Annotated in this window: 17 protein-coding genes and 1 tRNA gene; 12 read left to right on the top strand and 6 right to left on the bottom strand. The window is 57.4% G+C overall.

From position 1 onward, the window contains the following. The first annotated feature begins 2 nt into the window (after positions 1-2). From RR_RS10445 to RR_RS10485, 9 genes are all read left to right on the top strand, one after another. The gene (locus RR_RS10445; protein ID WP_011223632.1) at positions 3-1685 is read left to right on the top strand and encodes an NADH-quinone oxidoreductase subunit D; all 1683 of its coding nucleotides are present in this window, start codon (positions 3-5) and stop codon (positions 1683-1685) included. Further along, on the top strand, positions 1685-2728 hold the full coding sequence (locus RR_RS10450; protein ID WP_004957106.1) for a complex I subunit 1/NuoH family protein: 1044 nt from the start codon (positions 1685-1687) through the stop codon (positions 2726-2728). The genes RR_RS10445 and RR_RS10450 overlap by 1 nt, the downstream gene beginning before the upstream one ends. Positions 2729-2771: 43 nt before the next feature. Continuing rightward, positions 2772-3233, top strand: a complete 462-nt coding sequence (locus tag RR_RS10455) for a NuoI/complex I 23 kDa subunit family protein (protein WP_004518194.1) — start codon at positions 2772-2774, stop codon at positions 3231-3233. Between the two features lie 292 nt (positions 3234-3525). Further along, the gene (locus RR_RS10460; protein ID WP_004518193.1) at positions 3526-3795 is read left to right on the top strand and encodes an NADH-quinone oxidoreductase subunit J; all 270 of its coding nucleotides are present in this window, start codon (positions 3526-3528) and stop codon (positions 3793-3795) included. Beyond that, positions 3792-4190 (top strand): hypothetical protein, encoded by a 399-nt coding sequence (locus RR_RS10465; protein WP_004957109.1) that lies wholly within the window; start codon positions 3792-3794, stop codon positions 4188-4190. Before RR_RS10460 ends, RR_RS10465 begins: the two co-directional genes overlap by 4 nt. Continuing rightward, entirely contained in the window at positions 4187-4489 is a 303-nt protein-coding gene (nuoK, locus tag RR_RS10470; protein ID WP_004591676.1) for an NADH-quinone oxidoreductase subunit NuoK, read from the top strand. Before RR_RS10465 ends, nuoK begins: the two co-directional genes overlap by 4 nt. Positions 4490-4492: 3 nt before the next feature. Continuing rightward, a complete protein-coding gene (gene nuoL / locus RR_RS10475; protein ID WP_011223634.1) occupies positions 4493-6586 on the top strand; it encodes an NADH-quinone oxidoreductase subunit L in 2094 nt (697 codons plus the stop codon). Beyond that, a complete protein-coding gene (locus RR_RS10480; RefSeq protein WP_007190798.1) occupies positions 6587-8122 on the top strand; it encodes a complex I subunit 4 family protein in 1536 nt (511 codons plus the stop codon). Continuing rightward, on the top strand, positions 8123-9673 hold the full coding sequence (locus tag RR_RS10485) for an NADH-quinone oxidoreductase subunit N (RefSeq protein WP_007190797.1): 1551 nt from the start codon (positions 8123-8125) through the stop codon (positions 9671-9673). 49 nt (positions 9674-9722) lie between these two features. On the opposite strand, the gene RR_RS10490 is transcribed toward RR_RS10485, so the two are convergent. Further along, entirely contained in the window at positions 9723-10670 is a 948-nt protein-coding gene (locus RR_RS10490; RefSeq protein WP_011223635.1) for an MBL fold metallo-hydrolase, read from the bottom strand. A gap of 148 nt (positions 10671-10818) precedes the next feature. Between RR_RS10490 and RR_RS10495 the strand changes: the two genes are divergently transcribed. Both RR_RS10495 and RR_RS10500 read left to right on the top strand, forming a co-directional pair. Continuing rightward, positions 10819-11088: a DUF7553 family protein gene (locus tag RR_RS10495; RefSeq protein WP_011223636.1), complete on the top strand. Its 270-nt coding sequence runs from the start codon at positions 10819-10821 to the stop codon at positions 11086-11088. Between the two features lie 48 nt (positions 11089-11136). Beyond that, positions 11137-11211: transfer RNA gene (locus RR_RS10500), tRNA-Val, on the top strand. Between the two features lie 433 nt (positions 11212-11644). Here the strand turns inward: RR_RS10500 and RR_RS10505 are convergent. Both RR_RS10505 and RR_RS10510 read right to left on the bottom strand, forming a co-directional pair. Then, the gene (locus RR_RS10505) at positions 11645-12517 is read right to left on the bottom strand and encodes a hypothetical protein (protein ID WP_011223637.1); all 873 of its coding nucleotides are present in this window, start codon (positions 12515-12517) and stop codon (positions 11645-11647) included. 83 nt (positions 12518-12600) lie between these two features. Further along, positions 12601-12843, bottom strand: coding sequence for a hypothetical protein (locus RR_RS10510; RefSeq protein WP_011223638.1), 243 nt, complete (start codon positions 12841-12843; stop codon positions 12601-12603). A 561-nt stretch (positions 12844-13404) separates the two neighbouring features. On the opposite strand from RR_RS10510, the gene RR_RS10515 reads away from it, so the two are divergent. Next, positions 13405-14241, top strand: a complete 837-nt coding sequence (locus RR_RS10515) for a hypothetical protein (protein WP_011223640.1) — start codon at positions 13405-13407, stop codon at positions 14239-14241. 217 nt (positions 14242-14458) lie between these two features. Here the strand turns inward: RR_RS10515 and RR_RS10520 are convergent, their stop codons facing one another. The 3 genes from RR_RS10520 to RR_RS10530 form a co-directional block, all read right to left on the bottom strand. Further along, a complete protein-coding gene (locus RR_RS10520) occupies positions 14459-14932 on the bottom strand; it encodes a hypothetical protein (protein ID WP_011223642.1) in 474 nt (157 codons plus the stop codon). Further along, positions 14929-15978 carry a hypothetical protein gene (locus tag RR_RS10525; protein WP_011223643.1) on the bottom strand — a complete coding sequence of 350 codons (1050 nt, stop codon included), beginning with the start codon at positions 15976-15978 and terminating at the stop codon, positions 14929-14931. The genes RR_RS10520 and RR_RS10525 overlap by 4 nt, the downstream gene beginning before the upstream one ends. Positions 15979-17137: 1159 nt before the next feature. Beyond that, entirely contained in the window at positions 17138-18163 is a 1026-nt protein-coding gene (locus tag RR_RS10530) for a tyrosine-type recombinase/integrase (protein ID WP_011223644.1), read from the bottom strand. Positions 18164-18397 lie beyond the last annotated feature (234 nt).

An 18397-nucleotide genomic window follows, 5' to 3' on the forward strand; every position in this document is an offset into this window, starting at 1 on the left:
CCATGAGTTTAGAAAAACCATCACGCGATACGGCGCTCGATGTCGGCGTTACGGAGGACGGCCTTGATTACGACGCGCTCGCGGACCTGCTCGGTGGCCACGTCCTCGACCGTGAGGAACACGTCAACGCTGAAGGATTCGTCATCCGTCCCGATGAGGTTCAGGAAGTCCTCTCGACGCTGAAAGAGGAAGCTGGGTTCGACCACTGCGCCTGTGTCACGGCACAGGAGTACGACGACCGGTACGAATCCATCTACCACCTGCGGAAGTACAACGACCCGACACAGGAGCTGTCGATTGTCGTCCCCTCGCCGAAAGACGACCCGCACAACGAGTCGGCCGCTCGCGTTTACGACACCGCAGACTGGCACGAGCGGGAGGCCTACGACTTGGTCGGTATCGACTACGACGACCACCCGGACCTCCGGCGCATCCTGCTGCCCGAGACCTGGCAGGGCCACCCCCTGAGCCAGGACTACAATCAGGACCAGCCACAGATCGTCTCACTGCGCGAGCACGCGAACCCACTCAAAGACGACAAACGCAGCGAGGACGACCCGGACACGATGTTCGTCAATATCGGTCCGCACCACCCGGCGACCCACGGCGTGCTCCACGTCGAGACGGTGCTTGACGGCGAGCAGATCGCCGACCTCGAACCCGATATCGGCTACCTGCACCGCTGTGAGGAGCAGATGTGCCAGCAGGGCACCTACCGCCACCAGATCATGCCGTACCCGGACCGGTGGGACTACATTTCTGCTGGGATCCTCAACGAATGGGCGTACGCGCGCGCAGCCGAGGACCTCGCGGACATCGACGTTCCCGAGTACGCGCAGGTCATCCGGACGATGTCGGCGGAGATGTGCCGGATCGCCTCGCACGAACTCGCGCTGGCGACGTTTGCGCTGGACGTGTTCGGCGACTTCACCGCTGTCTTCCAGTACGGCATCCGCGACCGCGAAATCGTCCAGAACCTGCTGGAAGACCTGACCGGCCAGCGGCTGATGTTCAATTACCTCCGGCTGGGTGGCGTTGCCTGGGACCTGCCCGAGCCCCGCGAGGAGTACTTCGAGAAGATCCGTGACTTCCTCGATGACCTCCCGCACAAGCTCGAAGAGATCCACGACCTCGTCACCGGTAACGAGATCTTCCAGATGCGGTGTGTCGACACCGGCGTCCTCTCCCCGGATCAGGTCAAGCAGTACGGCGCGACCGGTCCCGTGGCACGCGGCTCGGGCGTCGACTACGATATCCGGCGGGACGACCCATACGGCTACTACGACGAACTCGACTGGAACGTCGTCACCGAGCAGGGCGGCGACAACTTCAGTCGCGTTCTCGTCCGCCTTCGTGAGGTCGAGGAGTCCGCCCGCATCATCGAGCAGTGTGTCGACCTGCTGGAGCAGTGGCCGGAAGACGACCGCGAGATTCAGGCCAACGTCCCGCGGACGCTCCGCCCGGACCCTGACAAGGAGATCTACCGCTCCGTCGAGGGCGCGAAGGGCGAACTCGGCATCTACATCCGCTCGGATGGGACGGACAAGCCGGCCCGGTTCAAGATCCGCAGCCCGTGCTTCTCGAACCTGCAGACGCTGCCGGAGATGTCTCAGGGCGAGTACATCCCTGACATGATCGCCTCGCTCGGGAGCCTCGACATTGTCCTCGGGGAGGTGGACCGGTAATGCAGTCGGCGCCGTTACCGGAAACGCTCGCGAACCTGCTTGGGCTTGATCCCAACAGCACGGCCGTGATGATCCTGTTGAGTCTCGTTGGGGCTGGTCTCATCGGGACGCTCATGATGACGAACACGGCGCTTGCCGGTCCATGGGCAAAGCGAAAGATTACGGCCGCGTTCACCGACCGTATCGCCGTCGACCGTATCGGCCCGTACGGGCTGTTCATTATCGTGGCTGACGCCGTTCGCCTGCTATCGAAGGAACTCATTGTTCCCGAAGGCGTCGACCGACCGGCGTGGGACCTCGCGCCGCTGATTATCGCCAGTACCGCGCTGCTTGGCTTCGCTGTGATTCCGATGGGGAACGGCATCCATCTCGCCGACCCCGAAGTCGGACTGGCGTACGTGTTCGCCGTGGCCTCAACCACGTCGATTGGCCTCGTGATGGCCGGCTATGCATCGAACAACAAGTACTCATTCCTTGGCGGACTGCGCGCCGTCGCGCAGAACCTCGCCTACGAGATCCCGCTCATCCTGACCGGCGCGTCGGTGGTTATCTTCGCCGGCTCGCTCCAGATGAGCGAGATCGTCGCCGCACAGCAGCAGTCGCTGATCGGCCCGCTGCCGTCGTGGTATGCGTTCGTGAACCCCTTCGCGTTCGTGCTGTTCATGATCGCAAACCTCGCGGAGGTCGGCCGGAATCCGTTCGACATCCCGGAGGCACCAACCGAGATTGTCGCTGGCTACCAGACCGAGTACTCCTCGGTGTACTTCGTCCTGATTTACCTCGGGGAGTTCATCCACATCTTCCTCGGTGGGGCGATCATCGCCACGATTTTCCTCGGTGGACCGGCCGGTCCGGTCCTACCGGGCATCGTCTGGTTCCTCATCAAGATCTGGGGCGTCTTCCTGTTCACGCAGTGGGCCCGCTCGGCGGTCCCGCGTGTCCGGATCGACCAGCTCATCGAAATCGGCTGGAAGGGAATGCTGGTGCTCTCGCTGGCGAACCTGCTGCTGACCGCGGTTATCGTCGGGGTGACCGTCCAATGACGGCCACGCGAACCGACCCACGAGCGACCGGAGGAGACCTGTCATGATTGGAATCCTGAAATCAATGGCGACGACGATGAAACACGCCCTCGACGGGGAGACGTTCACAGTGGAATACCCGGACGTCGCCCCTGAGGTGAGTCCCCGCTTCCGCGGCGTCCACAAGTGGAGCCAGGAGCGGTGTATCTGGTGCCGGCAGTGTGAAAACGTCTGCCCGAACAACACCATCCAGATCGTGATGGACGAGCAGCGCAACGGCGAGCAGTACAACCTCCACATCGGCCAGTGTATCTACTGCCGACTGTGCGAGGAAGTCTGCCCAACCGACGCGATCCTGCTGACCCAGAACTTCGAGTTCACCGCGGACACGAAAGACGAGTTCGCCTACGACAAGGAACAGCTCAAGAACGTGCCGTGGTACAAGGATATCGACCCACTGGAGTCCCGCGAACCTGACCGGGGCGCGTGGATCGGCGAGGGCGACGGCGAAGTCGACTACCAGTAATTCTTCGACGGACTTTCAGCGGGTTTCTATCAATACACCCGAAGCGACTGGGCCATTCTGCCTAGCACCGGCCTCTTCGGAATGGCCACAGCCGTTGAGAGGCCAGATTTACAGTGTCGAGTCGGGATGGAGTAACGGTATGCGCCACCGTGAATGAGGATTTTCTTACACTTTTTCGCCAGCAAGGCGGGAGTGCCCCGAAATCTGGGGGGTTATCCCGGCAAACAGTGGCTCTACTGGCGAGACGAAAGAGGAATCTTCAAAGGGACGCCGCAAAGAGTCTCCAAGTAAGATGGCACTGGCAGAGTCAATTGCGTTCGCGCTGTTCGCTATCGTAACGGTGGGCAGCGCTGCGGGCGTCGTGTTAGTCCGGGACGTCTGGCACTCGGCGCTGTTACTGGGCGTGTCCCTTATCAGCGTCGCAGTGTTTTACGTCATGAACCAGGCGGCGTTCGTCGCAACGATGCAGATCCTGGTGTATGTCGGCGGCGTCCTCATTCTCATCACCTTCGCGGTGATGCTGACCCGCGAGGACGAGTCGGTGATTGAGGTGACACCATGACCACAAAACCCGAACTACAGACGGAGGGGAGTTTCGTCGCTGGACTGGCCGCAATCGCCCTGTTCGTCGTTCTCGGTGCAGTGTTCATGGGCGTCTCGTTTCCCGCACCAGCGGGCTTTGGCGAGGGAGCGGCGATAACCAAGAGCCTCGGCGCGGCGCTGTTCGATATCGCCCCGAGCGCGATTATGGGCGAGGGTGAGACGGCCGTTCCCGGTGAAGGGTTCCTCGTCGCCTTCGAGATCATCGACATCGTGCTGGTGGCCGCGCTCGTCGGGGCCGTCATGCTTGCCCGACGCGAAGTTGCCGGCGAATCGGTAACGCTCGGCGTCGAAACCACGGACGACGACGACATGGCCGTTGCCGCTGACGGTGGCCCGGGAGGTGACGACTCGTGATTCCGGCTGAGACGTATCTCCTCCTGTCGGCGGCCATATTCTGTATCGGCCTGTTCGGCATCCTCACGCGACGGAACGCGCTCATCTTCCTGATGTCCGTCGAGCTGATGCTGAACGCTGCGAACATCAACCTCGTCGCGTTCTCGCTGCAACACGGGAACCTCACCGGCCAGGTGTTCAGCCTGTTCACGATGGCACTCGCCGCTGCAGAGGTCGCCATCGGGATTGGTATCGTCCTGGTCCTGTACCGCAACTTCACAGACGTGGACGTGACGAAGGCGACGACGATGAGGTGGTAACAGATGGCTGCATTCACATACGCTCCGGCGATTGTCCTGCTGCCGTTCGTATCGTTCCTCGTCGCGCTGTTTGCCGGCGACCGCATGCCGAAAGGCGGTGCGCTCGCAGGCATTACCGCGACGGGTGGGTCGCTCCTGCTGTCGATCTGGGTCGCGCTAACGGTGGCCGGCGGTGAGGTCCACAACGAGATACTGTACACGTGGACCGCAAGCGTCGAGTCACTTCGGCTGAACTTCGGCCTGCTACTTGACCCGCTGTCGGCGCTCATGCTGCTTATCGTCTGTCTCATCTCGTTCCTCGTCCACATCTTCTCGCTTGGATACATGAACGACGAGGGCGAGAATGGCCTCCCGCGCTATTACGCCGGGCTCGGCCTGTTCACGGCGAGCATGCTCGGGTTCGTCGTCGCCAACAACCTCCTGATGGCGTTCATGTTCTTCGAGCTGGTGGGCCTGTGTTCGTACCTGCTCATCGGCTTCTGGTTCCGCGACGACGGCCCGCCGAGCGCCGCGAAGAAGGCGTTCCTGGTCACCCGATTCGGTGACTACTTCTTCCTTATCGGCGTCGTTGGCATCTTCGCCACCTTCGGTACCGGTCTGTTCGCCCCGATTACGCAGGGCGGCGAAGTGGTCGCTGAGAGCTTCCCGATGCTTGCCGAACACGCTCTCGTTGACGGCGAGCTTGAGGGTATCGCGATGCTGGAGACGGTCGGCATGGGCCCACAGGCCTGGTTCACCGTGCTCGGCCTCCTCGTGCTTGGCGGCGTCGTCGGCAAGTCCGCGCAGTTCCCGCTGCACACGTGGCTGCCCGACGCGATGGAAGGTCCAACGCCGGTCTCGGCGCTGATCCACGCAGCGACGATGGTCGCAGCTGGTGTGTACCTCGTCGCGCGTATGTACGGCTTCTACGCGCTTTCGCCGACGGCACTGGCCGTCATCGCCCTTATCGGCGGCTTCACCGCACTGTTTGCGGCAACGATGGGCCTGGTCAAACAGGAAATCAAGCAAGTGCTCGCGTACTCCACCATCTCCCAGTACGGGTACATGATGCTCGCGCTGGGCTCGGGTGGCTACATCGCCGCCGTCTTCCACCTGACCACCCACGCCGTGTTCAAAGCGCTGCTCTTCCTCGGCGCAGGGTCGGTCATCATCGCCATGCACCACAACGAGAATATGTGGGACATGGGCGGTCTAAAAGACCGGATGCCGGTGACCTACTGGACGTTCCTCGCCGGCTCGCTCGCACTGGCTGGCATCGTTCCCTTCGCCGGCTTCTGGTCCAAGGACGAGGTGCTGTACGAGGCGCTTATCCACGGCTTCGGCACTGAGGGTGGTCTCGGCACGGCCTATCTCGTCGCGTACGCGATGGGGCTGCTGGCCGTGTTCTTCACCGGCTTCTACACCTTCCGGATGGTGTACCTGACCTTCCACGGTGACGCCCGCTCGGACACCGCGCGTGACCCCGAGCCCGTCCGCTGGAATGTCAAGGGCCCGCTGACGGTGCTTGGCATCCTCGCCACGACGATCGGGTTCATCAACATGAAGCCCGTCGCGGAACTAACCGGTGCGCATATCGACTTCCTGCACGTGTGGCTCAACGGCCCTGAAGAGGGTGGTTGGCCCGCAACGCTCAACACTGGACTGCACCACTACGAGACGCTCCTGCACGACGTGGCTCACATCACGAAGGGCTACCCGCTCGGTGAGACGACGACGCTGCTCGCCTCTGCGGGAGTTTCGCTGGGTCTCGCACTCGCCGGCGTGCTCGTCGCGCGGAGCCTCTATGCCGGTGCCGACCCGGTCGAGCATACCGACAAGCTTGGCGGTCTGAAGACGCTACTCATGCACAACTATTATCAGGACGAATATCAGGTGTGGCTCGCGACGGGTGTCACCTACCCGCTCGCCCGTGTGATGAACAAGTTCGACCAGGGTGTCGTCGACGGGGTCGTCAACGGCATCTCCAGCGTCAGCCTGTTCGGCGGCAGCCGCATCCGACGCATCCAGTCCGGCGTCGTCAGCAACTACGCGACGCTGTTGACGCTTGGACTCGTGCTCTTGCTTGCTGCCTTCGGCATCATGGGAGGGTGGTTCTAGATGTGGGTCGCCGCGCTCCTGCTCGTGACCCTGCTGGGAACCGGCCTCGTGTTCCTCTCACCTGACCGGTACGCCGGAAAGCTCGCCGCAGCCGTCAGTGCGGTGCCGGCACTTGGCAGCATCTACATGTACTGGGTGTACCTCACGCAGTACGGCGGCACGGGCAACGCGCTGCTGTCGCCCGCCGATATCGCGTTCGGCCAGCAGATCCCGTGGATCACGCTGGGTGAACTGGAAGTGTCGTACTACGTCGGCCTTGACGGCATCAGTATGCCGCTGCTCGCGCTGACGACAGTACTGACGACGCTTGCCATCGTGTCCGCGTGGACGCCAATCGACGAGCGCCAGTCCCAGTTCTACGGGCTGATGCTGTTCATGGAAGTGAGCCTCATCGGCGTGTTCTCCGCGCTCGATTTCTTCCTCTGGTTCGTCTTCTGGGAGGGCGTCCTCATCCCGATGTACCTGCTCATCGGTGTCTGGGGCGGCCCGCGCCGGAAGTACGCCGCGATCAAGTTCTTCGTCTACACGAACGTGGCGTCGCTGGTCATGTTCGCGGGCCTGTTCGCGCTCGTGTTCAGCACTGACCTCACGTCACTGTCCCTGCCCGCGATGGCCGAAGCGTTCCGCACCGCAAGCGGTCTCCCGACCATCGCCGGCGTGAACCTGATGACCATCTCGTTTATCCTGATGTTCTTCGGGTTCGCGGTGAAGGTGCCCGTCTTCCCGCTGCACACATGGCTGCCCGACGCACACGTCGAGGCCCCGACGCCGGTGTCGGTCATGCTGGCCGGTGTCCTGCTGAAGATGGGGACCTACGCGCTGCTGCGGTTCAACTTCACGATGCTCGCTGACACGGCGCGCCAGCTCGCCGTTCCGCTGGCTATCATCGGCGTTGTCAGCGTCATCTACGGCGCGATGCTCGCGCTGGCACAGCGTGACCTCAAACGCATCGTCGCCTACTCCTCGATTTCGTCGATGGGCTACGTCATCCTGGGCCTGGTCGCGTTCACGCCCTACGGCATGGGCGGGGCGACCTTCCAGATGATCGCCCACGGCCTCATCTCGGGGCTGATGTTCATGTGTGTCGGCGTTATCTACAACACGACGCACACGCGGATGGTCGGCGACATGTCCGGCCTCGCGGACCGTATGCCCTGGACGGTCGGCATCTTCGTCGCCGCCGCCTTCGGATACATGGGCCTGCCGCTGATGGCTGGCTTCGCCGGGGAGTACTTCATCTTCCAGGGCTCGTTCAACGCGCCGACGCTCGGTGGGGCTGCACCGGTGCTGACCTCACTGGCGATGTTCGGCATCGTCATCGTGGCTGGCTACCTGCTGTGGGCCATGCAGCGCACGCTGTTTGGTGGTTTCAATCTGGAAACAGACTACGAGGTCAGCCCGGCCGCGTTCCACGATGTCGCACCGCTGGCCGTGTTGCTCCTGCTGGTCATCGCACTCGGTGTCGCGCCGGACCTCTCCTTTGGTATGATACAGGACTCGATTTCACCGGTTCTCGATATCGGAGGTGGTGCATAGATGGTCGCACTCCCTGACTGGATGGCGCTCGCCCCAGCGCTCTCGCTGGCCCTCGCCTCTCTGGTGTTGTTGCTAGCGGACTCGATTGATCCGGACTCAACGAACACGGGACTGCTGGCCGGTATCTCGGTGCTCGGCTCCCTGCTTTCCTTCGGGTTCGCCGGGTGGTTCATCACCGCCGGGACTGGGATGGCAGACAACACTGGCGTCGCGCTGTTCAACAGCCAGCTCGTCGTCGACCAGATGGCCCTGTTCTTCATGGCCATCGTCGGCAGCGTCACGACCCTGGTCGTGCTCGCGAGCTACGACTACATCACCGAACACAGCTACCAAGCCGAGTTCTTCGCGCTGGTCCTGCTGTCCGCGACTGGGATGAGCCTCCTCAGTGCGGCCAACAGCCTGGCAACGGCCTTCGTCGCACTCGAGCTGGTGTCGCTACCGTCCTACGCGCTCGTCGCCTTCCTCAAGGAGAACAAGGGCAGCGTCGAGGCGGGACTGAAGTACTTCCTCATCGGCGCGGTGTCTTCGGCGGTGCTGGCCTACGGCATCTCGCTGGTGTACGCTGCAACGGGCGTGCTTCGGTTTGACGGCGTCGCAACCGCTATCTCCAGTGGCACGATCCAGACCATCTCCGAGGGGTCGATACAGGCCCAGTCCGGTGACCCTGCCGTCCCGATGGCTATCCTCGGCGTCGGTATCCTGATGATTATCGGCGGCGTCGCGTTCAAGACCGCCTCCGTGCCGTTCCACTTCTGGGCCCCCGAGGCATACGAGGGCGCACCAGCGCCAATCTCGGCGTTCCTCTCCTCGGCGTCGAAGGCCGCCGGCTTCGTGCTGGCGTTCCGCGCATTCGCCGTTGCGTTCCCTATCGGTGACCTGCTCGCCGCTGGCGGGGCGATCAACTGGGTGATGGCGTTCCAGATCCTCGCTATCGCGACGATGTTCATCGGGAACTTCGCCGCCGCGACCCAAGAGACGGTCAAGCGGATGCTGGCCTACTCCAGCGTCGGTCACGCCGGGTACGTCCTCATCGGACTCGCCGCCGTGTCTGGTTCCGGTGAGGGCCTGAGTCTCAGCCTGAGCGCTGGGATGTCTCACCTGCTCGTCTACGGCTTCATGAACACGGGCGCGTTCCTGTTCATTGCGCTGGCCGAGTACTGGGGCGTCGGCCGCCGCTTCGAGGACTACAACGGCCTCGGCAAGGAAGCGCCGGTCGCCTGCGCGGCGATGACGGTGTTCCTGTTCAGCCTCGCCGGCCTGCCGATCGGCGGCGGGTTCTTCTCGAAGTTCTACCTGTTCTCGGCGACGCTCAACGTCGGCGCGTGGTCACTGGCCGCCGCGCTCATCATCAACAGTGCGCTCAGCCTGTTCTACTACTCTCGCGTCGTCAAGGCGATGTGGATCGAGGAACCGACCGGCAGCCGGACCATTGAGTCGTACCCGATGGGGCTGTACACCGCCGTGGTGGGTGCCGCCATCGTGACGGTGCTACTCGTTCCTGGGTTCAACCGCGTCTCCGAAATCGCGTTCCAGGCCGCGCAGTTGCTGTAACGGACCGACTTCCGTTCCGTTTCTCCCGTTCGTTCAGTGCGGCAGCGGCTTACGCTGATTCGTACACGAAGACGCCGCCGCTCTCGCGTTTTTCCACACGGTCAGTGACTTCGAGTACGTCCAAGTGGCCGACAGCCTCGCTCATCCCGGCGAAGTACTCTGTGGCCGGGAGGTCGCCGAACAGCGCGGTCATCACGTCGCTCGGCGTCGTCGCTCCGCCAGAGACGATGTCGGCGACCTCCGCGGTGCGCTGGTCGTGTTCCGCGAGGATGTCGTCGATGCGTTCCGGCGGTGATTCGACGGGCTCGCGGTGGCCGGTGAGAAAGCGGTCGTGACCCTGCTTGCGGAGCCATCGTAGCGAGTCGTTAAATGCCGGTAACACCTTCGGGCGCGTCCCCCTCTCGTCGGGCACCTGCAGGAACGGATTGGGCGTGATGTCACCCAGCACGTTGTCGCCGACAACCGCTTCGCGGCGGCCCTGAAAGTCATATGAGAAGATTATTTCGCCCGCAGAGTGGCCCTGAACGGTGTCGACCGTAAGTTCTGTATCGTCGACGGTGACGGTATCACCGGCCGCGAGCGCGCGGTCGGTGTCGACGCTCTGAGCGTAGGGCAGGAAGGCTTCCGGTAGCTGGGTGACAGTTTCAGCAGTCTCGCGTGAGACACCGCAGCGCTCGAAGAAATCCGCGAAGTAGGACTGCTCAGTGTGCAGTTGCGCCGCAAAATCGCCCATGATTTCTGCTCCCGGTTCGCTGGCGAGGACACGCGCCCCTCGCTCGGCAAACCGGTTCGCCATGCCGAAATGGTCCGGGTGCGGGTGTGTGACAAGTACCTGCTCGATGTCATCCGGCGACAGCTCGCGTGCTTCAAGCGCCTCGACCAGACGCGACCACGCTTCCTCGCTGTCGGGGCCCGGATCGACGATAGTTCGTCGCGCGATGTATGCATTGACTGGCCCGACCTGAAACGGCGTCGGAATCGACACCCGTGTGAACATATCTCCTCGTTGCAGGTGGTGGCGCAAAACAGTTCGTACCCGTGCGACACGTTTACCATCGTGGGCGCTCGTCGTCCCTCGGTTACCCGTAGTTCCTCATTGTTTTCCGGGCACAAAAGATATATTCGTCCTTCTCGTAGGGTCAGATATGAACAAACACTTCGAAGACGCACGATACTACCTGAAGCGCGCCGGCAAAACCGCAACCAAGGGCGTCAAAGAGGAACTCGAACCGGTCGAGGAACGGTTCCGAGAACTCACTGGGAAGGAAGTAGAGCCGGAACCCAGCCGACTGGAGGCCGTCAAGGCCGACCTGAAGAAACTGCAGGGAAAAGCAGAGGGGGAAGCCGAGGAAGCGATCGCTGACGCCCGCGAAAAGATCAGCGAGTACCGCGGTACGGAAGAGCAGGAAGCGTAGTCGGAAAGCAATTCTTAAGGGATGCGCTCGAATAGAGTTGAGTGCACTGGGTTGGTGATCTAGTTCGGTTATGATACCTCCTTCACACGGAGGAAGTCGGCGGTTCGAATCCGCCCCAACCCACTCAGTCGCTTAACGCTCCTGAGTGACAGCTTCCCGCTGTCTCAGGCCTTGATTCAGTAATTCCCGTAGGGGAACCCGTCTTCAGGCAGGGGAGAAGAAGTCAAGCGAGTTGTTGGCTCCTTCTCACCGTACCGACGTGTGGCGATTGTACCAAAAGGAAATAGTCGTGTAAGGCTAGTAAGTGTTACGGCTTAACCAACAACACAGCTCGAAGCAGGCAGATGTTGGTTAATCTCTAACCTTGTGGAAAGCGCATCGCTCGTGGGGTGATTCGAGACAAAAGAACAGCCTTCGTGAAAGACGTGCCAGAACCATTATTTTTATACAGAATAAGGTAGGGTGAAATAATATATCGGGCTACCGCCGATAAAAGATATGCCCTGAAATTGCGCAGGCATTATGATTTATAACAGTTCCTAATGTATGTGTGGATTCATTTCAACGAGTGTAGGTCATATGAGAAATTGTCTCCGTCTAATTCATCAATCCAGTCGGTAATGTAATCCTGTACCATTGATAAATACACCTGACAAATTGATGCGGCTGGAACGATGCGGGCGAAGGGAGAATCCCTCATTGATTTCGATTTATCTGCAATCTCGATTCGTTCATTTTCAGGGACAAATTCATTGATGACCGAAATTGGAACATCATCGAAAAAGTAGGTGCGATTTATTTTCGAATCTTCGGCAGAATCTCCAAAGTCATACGCTAATGAATGGCCCAATGGTGGTTTCAAAGAACCACGGGCCGGACTTCCCAAGTGAACACTCTGATGACGTGAGTTAATCAGCATTTCGTGCAGGTCAATTTTCCCTTGGGTATCTGCCCAATCACTCCACTCCGTTTCAGACATATTCCGCAACATATCGTCAATTGAATAAGCTGCATTGAGGAATCCACCCAAATAATATCTGAAACCCTCTGATTCTCCCGTCTTCATTTTACACAAAAAGAAATCCATCTCGCTAAACTTATGTACGACAGCTTTTGGGTCAACTTCATTAGATTCTGGTGGCCCAGATACGATGATTTGGAATCTTGAGATTCCCGGTGGTTGTGGATTATCTCTCGTCGGACTCAAATTGGGGCCATCTGGGTCTCTACCCAAAGTTAAGGAATGGTTCCAAGTATTATCGCGGTCGCCCTGAAATCCATCTAACTCGTAAATATATTTTCCATCTTTGAGTACCTGTGTGGCCTCATTTTCAAATTTATTGTCATTATCAATATCCTCTTTAATTGTAATTTTGGCTAACATCCCTTTCGGAACCGTAGCGTCACAAATGAGGCCAATTTTGCTCATAAGCCAGAATGTTCACGTAAGTGAATAATCGTTTTCCTCGGGACTACCAGAAACATAACCAAATTAAATCAGACGAAAATCATTTACTGCTTATTGAAACCGGTACGACGCTGTGCCTTCAGTTCGAGACGCTTCCGCTCTGCCGCATCGAGGGAGTCATCGGCTCGAAGTTCGGAGATGGAATCCCATTCAGCTAACTCGTCATCAGCTTGGTCTTGCCGTTCCCTCACTTCATCAATCAGTAACTCCCGCATCTCCTCGATGGAGAGGAAATCGTTAATCTGCGAAGCATCACCGTCTGCAACAGGGATGACAATTTCATCCATCAGTTTGCTTCCTCGACAGATTCCTTCAGTTCAAGAAGGCGTGTCAGCGTTGCTTCGACCGAGCGACCATCCTGATGTTCACGCAATCGTTCACGAGTATCAGGGCGAACAGAAAGTGTAGTGAAATAAGACATACAGTAATTATTACGTATTGGCGCTACTTAAAGTTTTCGGTGATTTGTTTGGATGGATTAAGTTATCATCTAACTCTACAAAGAACAGAACCGCAGGAGTGCTACCTGTTGTGTGTGATGTTGATTGACCATCTTTTTCCAGAGGTGCTTACTACAAGCCTACCCCATATCAGGAATACTAGTACTCGGACACACAACAAGTCGTACTCCTGCTGTCCCTCTACTCAGGTATATTAGCAACGCCCCTACTTAAGCAAATACTGCATATGAATCAGAACTACCACCATACTTGGTATATGGAATTAACCCCTTGGAGGTTACTGAATTTACAAATCATAACTTCTAGATGGTTGCAGTACAGCGGTTATACTTTCACTCCGGCTAGAAAGAGTTTATAAACCTACACCTCGTCAGTCAGGAGTACGATATGTCAGAATCAGAGCGCTACAAGATTGGGAAGATTGACCTCCCTGACAGCGAGGTTCCCTCGGTTGAAGAAGTGAAAGATGAGATTGACTCGCTTGATGACGAGTTCGAGATGGTTCGCCGTGTTGAGGATGACCCAGTTTCAGGTGGTGAGTTGGAGTACCGCGAGAAGGGTAGAACAACCTACCTTGGAGACAGCCACGAAGAACTTTCTTTCTGCCACTTTATATATTCGGCAGACACAGAGAACAGTATCGTCGTGAGGAATGAAGAAGGTGAGGAAGAAGAGCGTAATCAGCCTGAGTTGGTTCGCCCTCGTGTGTTCTACTTCGAAAACGGAATGTTCGCCTTCGAATCTAAACAGGGCTTGGTGGACCAATGGATACCCGATTTTATCGGAAAACTGACTGACACGAATGCCCTCGAAAATTCCCGAATCCTTTCATTTAGTCAAGAGATGATGAAAGACTTCTACGACGGTAGAGACGAGATTACGGTCTTCAAATTCTCATCATCGGAGGATGAAGGTTTCGAGCCCGATACACCTCTGGCTGAAGCATTGAATGAACTGACAGAAACAGTGGAAAGTCAGCAATTCAGCGGTGGAAATGAAGGCAAGAATCTCAAAGAGACTGCCATTGTAGATGAAGCCGCTGAAAAGATGTTTATTGAGAAACTTCACGGTTCACACGAAGACAGTCTAACGATGAACATCCTGCAATCAGGAATATATGTTGTGGCTTGGAGTGAATCTGACTGGAGCGAACCAATCGAGACAGGAACTCGTGCTGAAGCCATATTCAATCGGCTCGCGCCACAGGTTCGCAGGCTGTCATAATTTCATCTGAAAGCCCGCAGGAGGTCTACTTGTGTCGTCATCGTATGGCGTGTAGTATATTTATTAACGGCGAAACTTTTATGTAGAAAAAACCAGAATATGTGTATATGGAGATATATTCTGACGTAGATGACTTACCGTATGCTGATGAAGAATGGTACGAATCCGTACCAGTCTCTCCTGCCGAGTTAGAACACGAGTCGTTCGAGCGTATCGTCTAAACGTCTAACCGCATCGACACATCTTCCTGAACTGAGCGGATGAAATGCTCCTGTCCATCGTTCAGTTCATAGTAGACTCCCCTTGCTCGATTGAGGGGAACCGTGTGCTGTTCGTTGGTGATGCTCCCTACATCGTCACGAGGTGGCAACACCGCACATCGAGACTCGGCGAAGTCTCCCAACTGGAACTGGTAGACTTCCGGTGAGCGTCTGTCCTTGCGACACACGTAGAGACTGGTGGAATCGTCTCCGTATCTTGTCAGTTTTTTGTAAACGTGGCTCTGTATGGAGACACACCGCTCGTTCGAGGGTGCCCACGTTCCTGTCACGAGGAACAGATATTCCCGTGAACCGGTGTCGAACAGCGCACAGGTTCCCGCCGTGACTGCATCAAGTGTCTGCCAACCTCCATCAGGCAGACCGCCTTTGTCGCCAAAGGCTCCGAGCCGCTGTTGATGCGAGTCACTCATTCTGTCACCTCCATAATATTCTGGCGTGAGATACGGGTTGTACTCGCTCGAACAGAGTTCTCGATGGTTTTGTGGTAGTAGGTAGCCGACTTCTTCTTGTCAGGTCGTGACCACCTACTCGAATTCTGCCAACAGTTCCGTATCAACGCTTTGTCGTGTCGGCAGTAGTAGGCCAGTCCGGTGACGAAATCGTAGTCTGCCTCACTCGGTGAGTTGTAGCGTACTCCTGCAACCGCATCACTCCGCGTAGGCCCGTCCCGTGGATTCGGTGAGGGTGAAGAATCCCACAGGGACAGAATCTTCTCAGCACGGCTCTGTGCCGCTCCTGAACCGTACTCGGCATACTGCTCGATGGTAGCCCGAATGTCGGCAACATCGTAGCCCTCCTGCGGTTCGAAGTCGAGTGCATCCCTGTCGATGGTGTGATGTACCTGCTCCGAAGATGTCGCCCTCTGGCGCTCGGGGAACTGGCTGTGAAGTTCTCGAACGAAGGTCGGTGATTCTCGAATGTAGTGAGTGTTCCCAACAACGTCACCTGTCAGCACAACATTACGTGCCTCCTGTGAGCCGAACACGTCGATGTGTGGAACTTCATCACAGGCCCATTCCTGCTCGTAGGTGTCACACTTCATCGAGCGGTCTTCGAGCAGGCCAGATACACCGAAGACGAGGGTGTGGATTCCTGTGCCTGAAGTGCTGTACTCCGAGTAGGTGTTGGCCGCATCGAGAATATCCTGATACGGACCGAACACTTCACCTGCATCATTCACCACTTTATCACCGTCGATGACAACCAGATTCAGGGACGGCTCAAGGATGATGCCGAGACCGTCACCAGCACGAGGACTACCCTGTCGTCGTTCAAGTTCTGCCTTCGCGTTCTCGAACGACGTAGTGGGTTCGTCGGAGTTGCGCCACTCCCACGAGGGGTAGCAGGGCTGTTTCCCATCCTCCACCACCCACACGTCTAACTCCTTCAACTCTACTGGTAGGTTTGATACATCTGTAAAACCCCGTCCAGTAGTGAAGTTGAAGGTAGCACTCATTCGGAATCACCTCGAAGTTTGAACAGTTTCCGAAGTGCTTTCGAGGGGGAAACCTGTGCAGGTTCTCCCACCTCTTGCCGAAACTCTTGACGGAACTGTTCATCACCCCACAGCATCTCGTCGCTCACACCCCACACGAGAGTCAGAGCGGCCGCTGTGACAATTCGAAGGCCACCATAAGGGGAAAGCTCCGGCCCACACTCGAACCGACTGGCGCACCGCTCAACGGCTTTTAGCGAGACGTGGGGCGGAGTCGTGAAAGCGCGGTACGTGAAAGCTACACCTTCTCTCCATCGACGGCAAGACTGTCGTTCGATGCTCGCAGGTGTAGAGAAATGGTACCGGCTCGATGCAGGGTGGTGCGTATCTGTGTGAAGGGCGAAAGCCCGCTTCGAGGAACCGTCATCTGCCAGCGGGGAACCGTCTGCCTCTCGCCAGCCGGTCGCACAGGGATGATGCGAGATGCCGAGTCCGTCGAAGGCACCGGCGTCGGCTTGTGCGAGAGTTGCCCTGCTTGCGTTTGGGACAAACGTATCTGTTTTGTTATACGATGCTTGTGCTCTTGTTTGGTCTAACTGTATCATTTTTGATATACGAGTATAGCCAACGTCTGCCAAGAGCAAACCGAAAACTTTAAGTAGTAGTAAGACTTACTTAAAGCTAAGGCGGAGCGCCATCAACGCTCGTCCCATCGGAGTGCCCTCGGCCTTCACTCCATCCTTCTTCATACTCCAAAAACGGAGAGCCGCAGGAATGTCGGACAGATTTAGATTAGCGGAACCTTTATTAACTCGTTACATACCTATTAGTGTTACTCGTATTTAAAGTTTTTGGTATAGTTATGTAAGTTGGTTACATTTAGTAACCAAAAACTCTCTCGTTGGCTTAACGCCAGCCGTTTAAGTGGGGCGATACTAATATACCTAAGTGAAGGGATTGGATGAAACCCTGCCTGCTTCGTGGAAGTGATGAACAGCAACCTCGATGGTTGGACAACTGTTCAGCACAACAGGTTGCCCACTTGATAGTGTGTTGATACAGGTTCACCACCCTGCTACGACACTATCTTATCAGATTCCAAAACTCTCTACACACACAACAGGTAGTACTCCTGCTGTCTGCTACTCCAACAAGAAGTGGTGTTGAGCCGAGAGTTTCGTCAAAGATTCGTCAGTTCATTCTGCCGTGCCTGTCGCTTCTCCTCCCTCGAACGGGCGTCGTAGTGTTCTTCCAAAGTGTCAACAGAGACGGCCATCCGTTCCGAAGCAATCGACTTGCTCACGTTCGAGTTAAGGTGATGATGAATGGCACTCCGTCGAATGGGGTGCGGTGATACGGAAGATGGGCAGGCTGAGTAGTGGTTCGATTCCGTTGCTTCACACGTATCCACATCCCTGTCGTGTGGACATTCCTTCCCGTAGTAGCAGGGGCGCGTCACTCTGTAGACGATGGACTGCACGGCGTTGCCAGAGATGCGACCGTTCGACGTGGTGAACAGCGGCTCTCTCCCATCAGGCTCGGTGTGGGGAATCCGGTTATGGGATATGTAGTCATCCACCGCTTCGGAGAGGCCAGCATCGAGTATCGACAGATTCCGCTCACCTTCCTGTTTGAGTTTCAGAGGTGTGCTGACACTCGCATCAGGCCGGTGCTGTACCTCGATATACTCGTCTTCCGAGTGCCAGTCTGCGGCGTCGAGCGAGACACAGGCCCCTCTCCGCATCCCCGTGTGGTACAGCAGAGAGAAGATGACGTGTTCCTTCGTGGCGTACTCGTACTTCCGTAGATGCTCGCGGATGGCACACGCTTCCTCGTGAGTGATTGCATCATCTCGAACTGCTTCTCCCTTCGAGACCTTCGGGACGATGAGTTTTTCCGAGATGCCTGTCTCGATTGCCTCAATGGATTCGCAGTATCGGAGAAACACCCTGAAGGTACGGAGTTGCTGTTCGAGAGTTATGTCGGCTACATCCCCTTGCGCGATACGCCAGTTTTTGTAGTTCTCACAGTCACGGCCAGACAACTCGTTGAGGTTCTCGATTGAAGCGTGTTCACACCACTTCAGGAAGTGTTTCAGCCTGTAGCGATGGTTTTGGATGGTGCTTTCCGAAGCATCTTGCCCCCTTGATTTGAGATACAGTTCTACTGCTTCCTCTGGTACGATGGCTTCGAGCGATTGTGTCATTTGATGTCCTTGCTGTCTGGCACAATCGCCATCGGGAGGCGCGTTCGAATCCGCCCCAACCCATCCGCTCACTGCACGCTTTTGAACGAGGGCGTACGACTGTTTGGGACCATTCTCGTAATTTGGAGTTGCCACACAGAGTATCCAGAATTAGCCTCGGTGAGCGCACCGTGAATTTGTTACCACCGTCGTAGCGCCACGAGGGGTCTAGATAGCGGTCGGTTGCGCTGCAGC

Origin of the sequence: Haloarcula marismortui ATCC 43049 (assembly GCF_000011085.1) — an archaeon.
Classification (GTDB): Archaea; Halobacteriota; Halobacteria; order Halobacteriales; family Haloarculaceae; genus Haloarcula; species Haloarcula marismortui.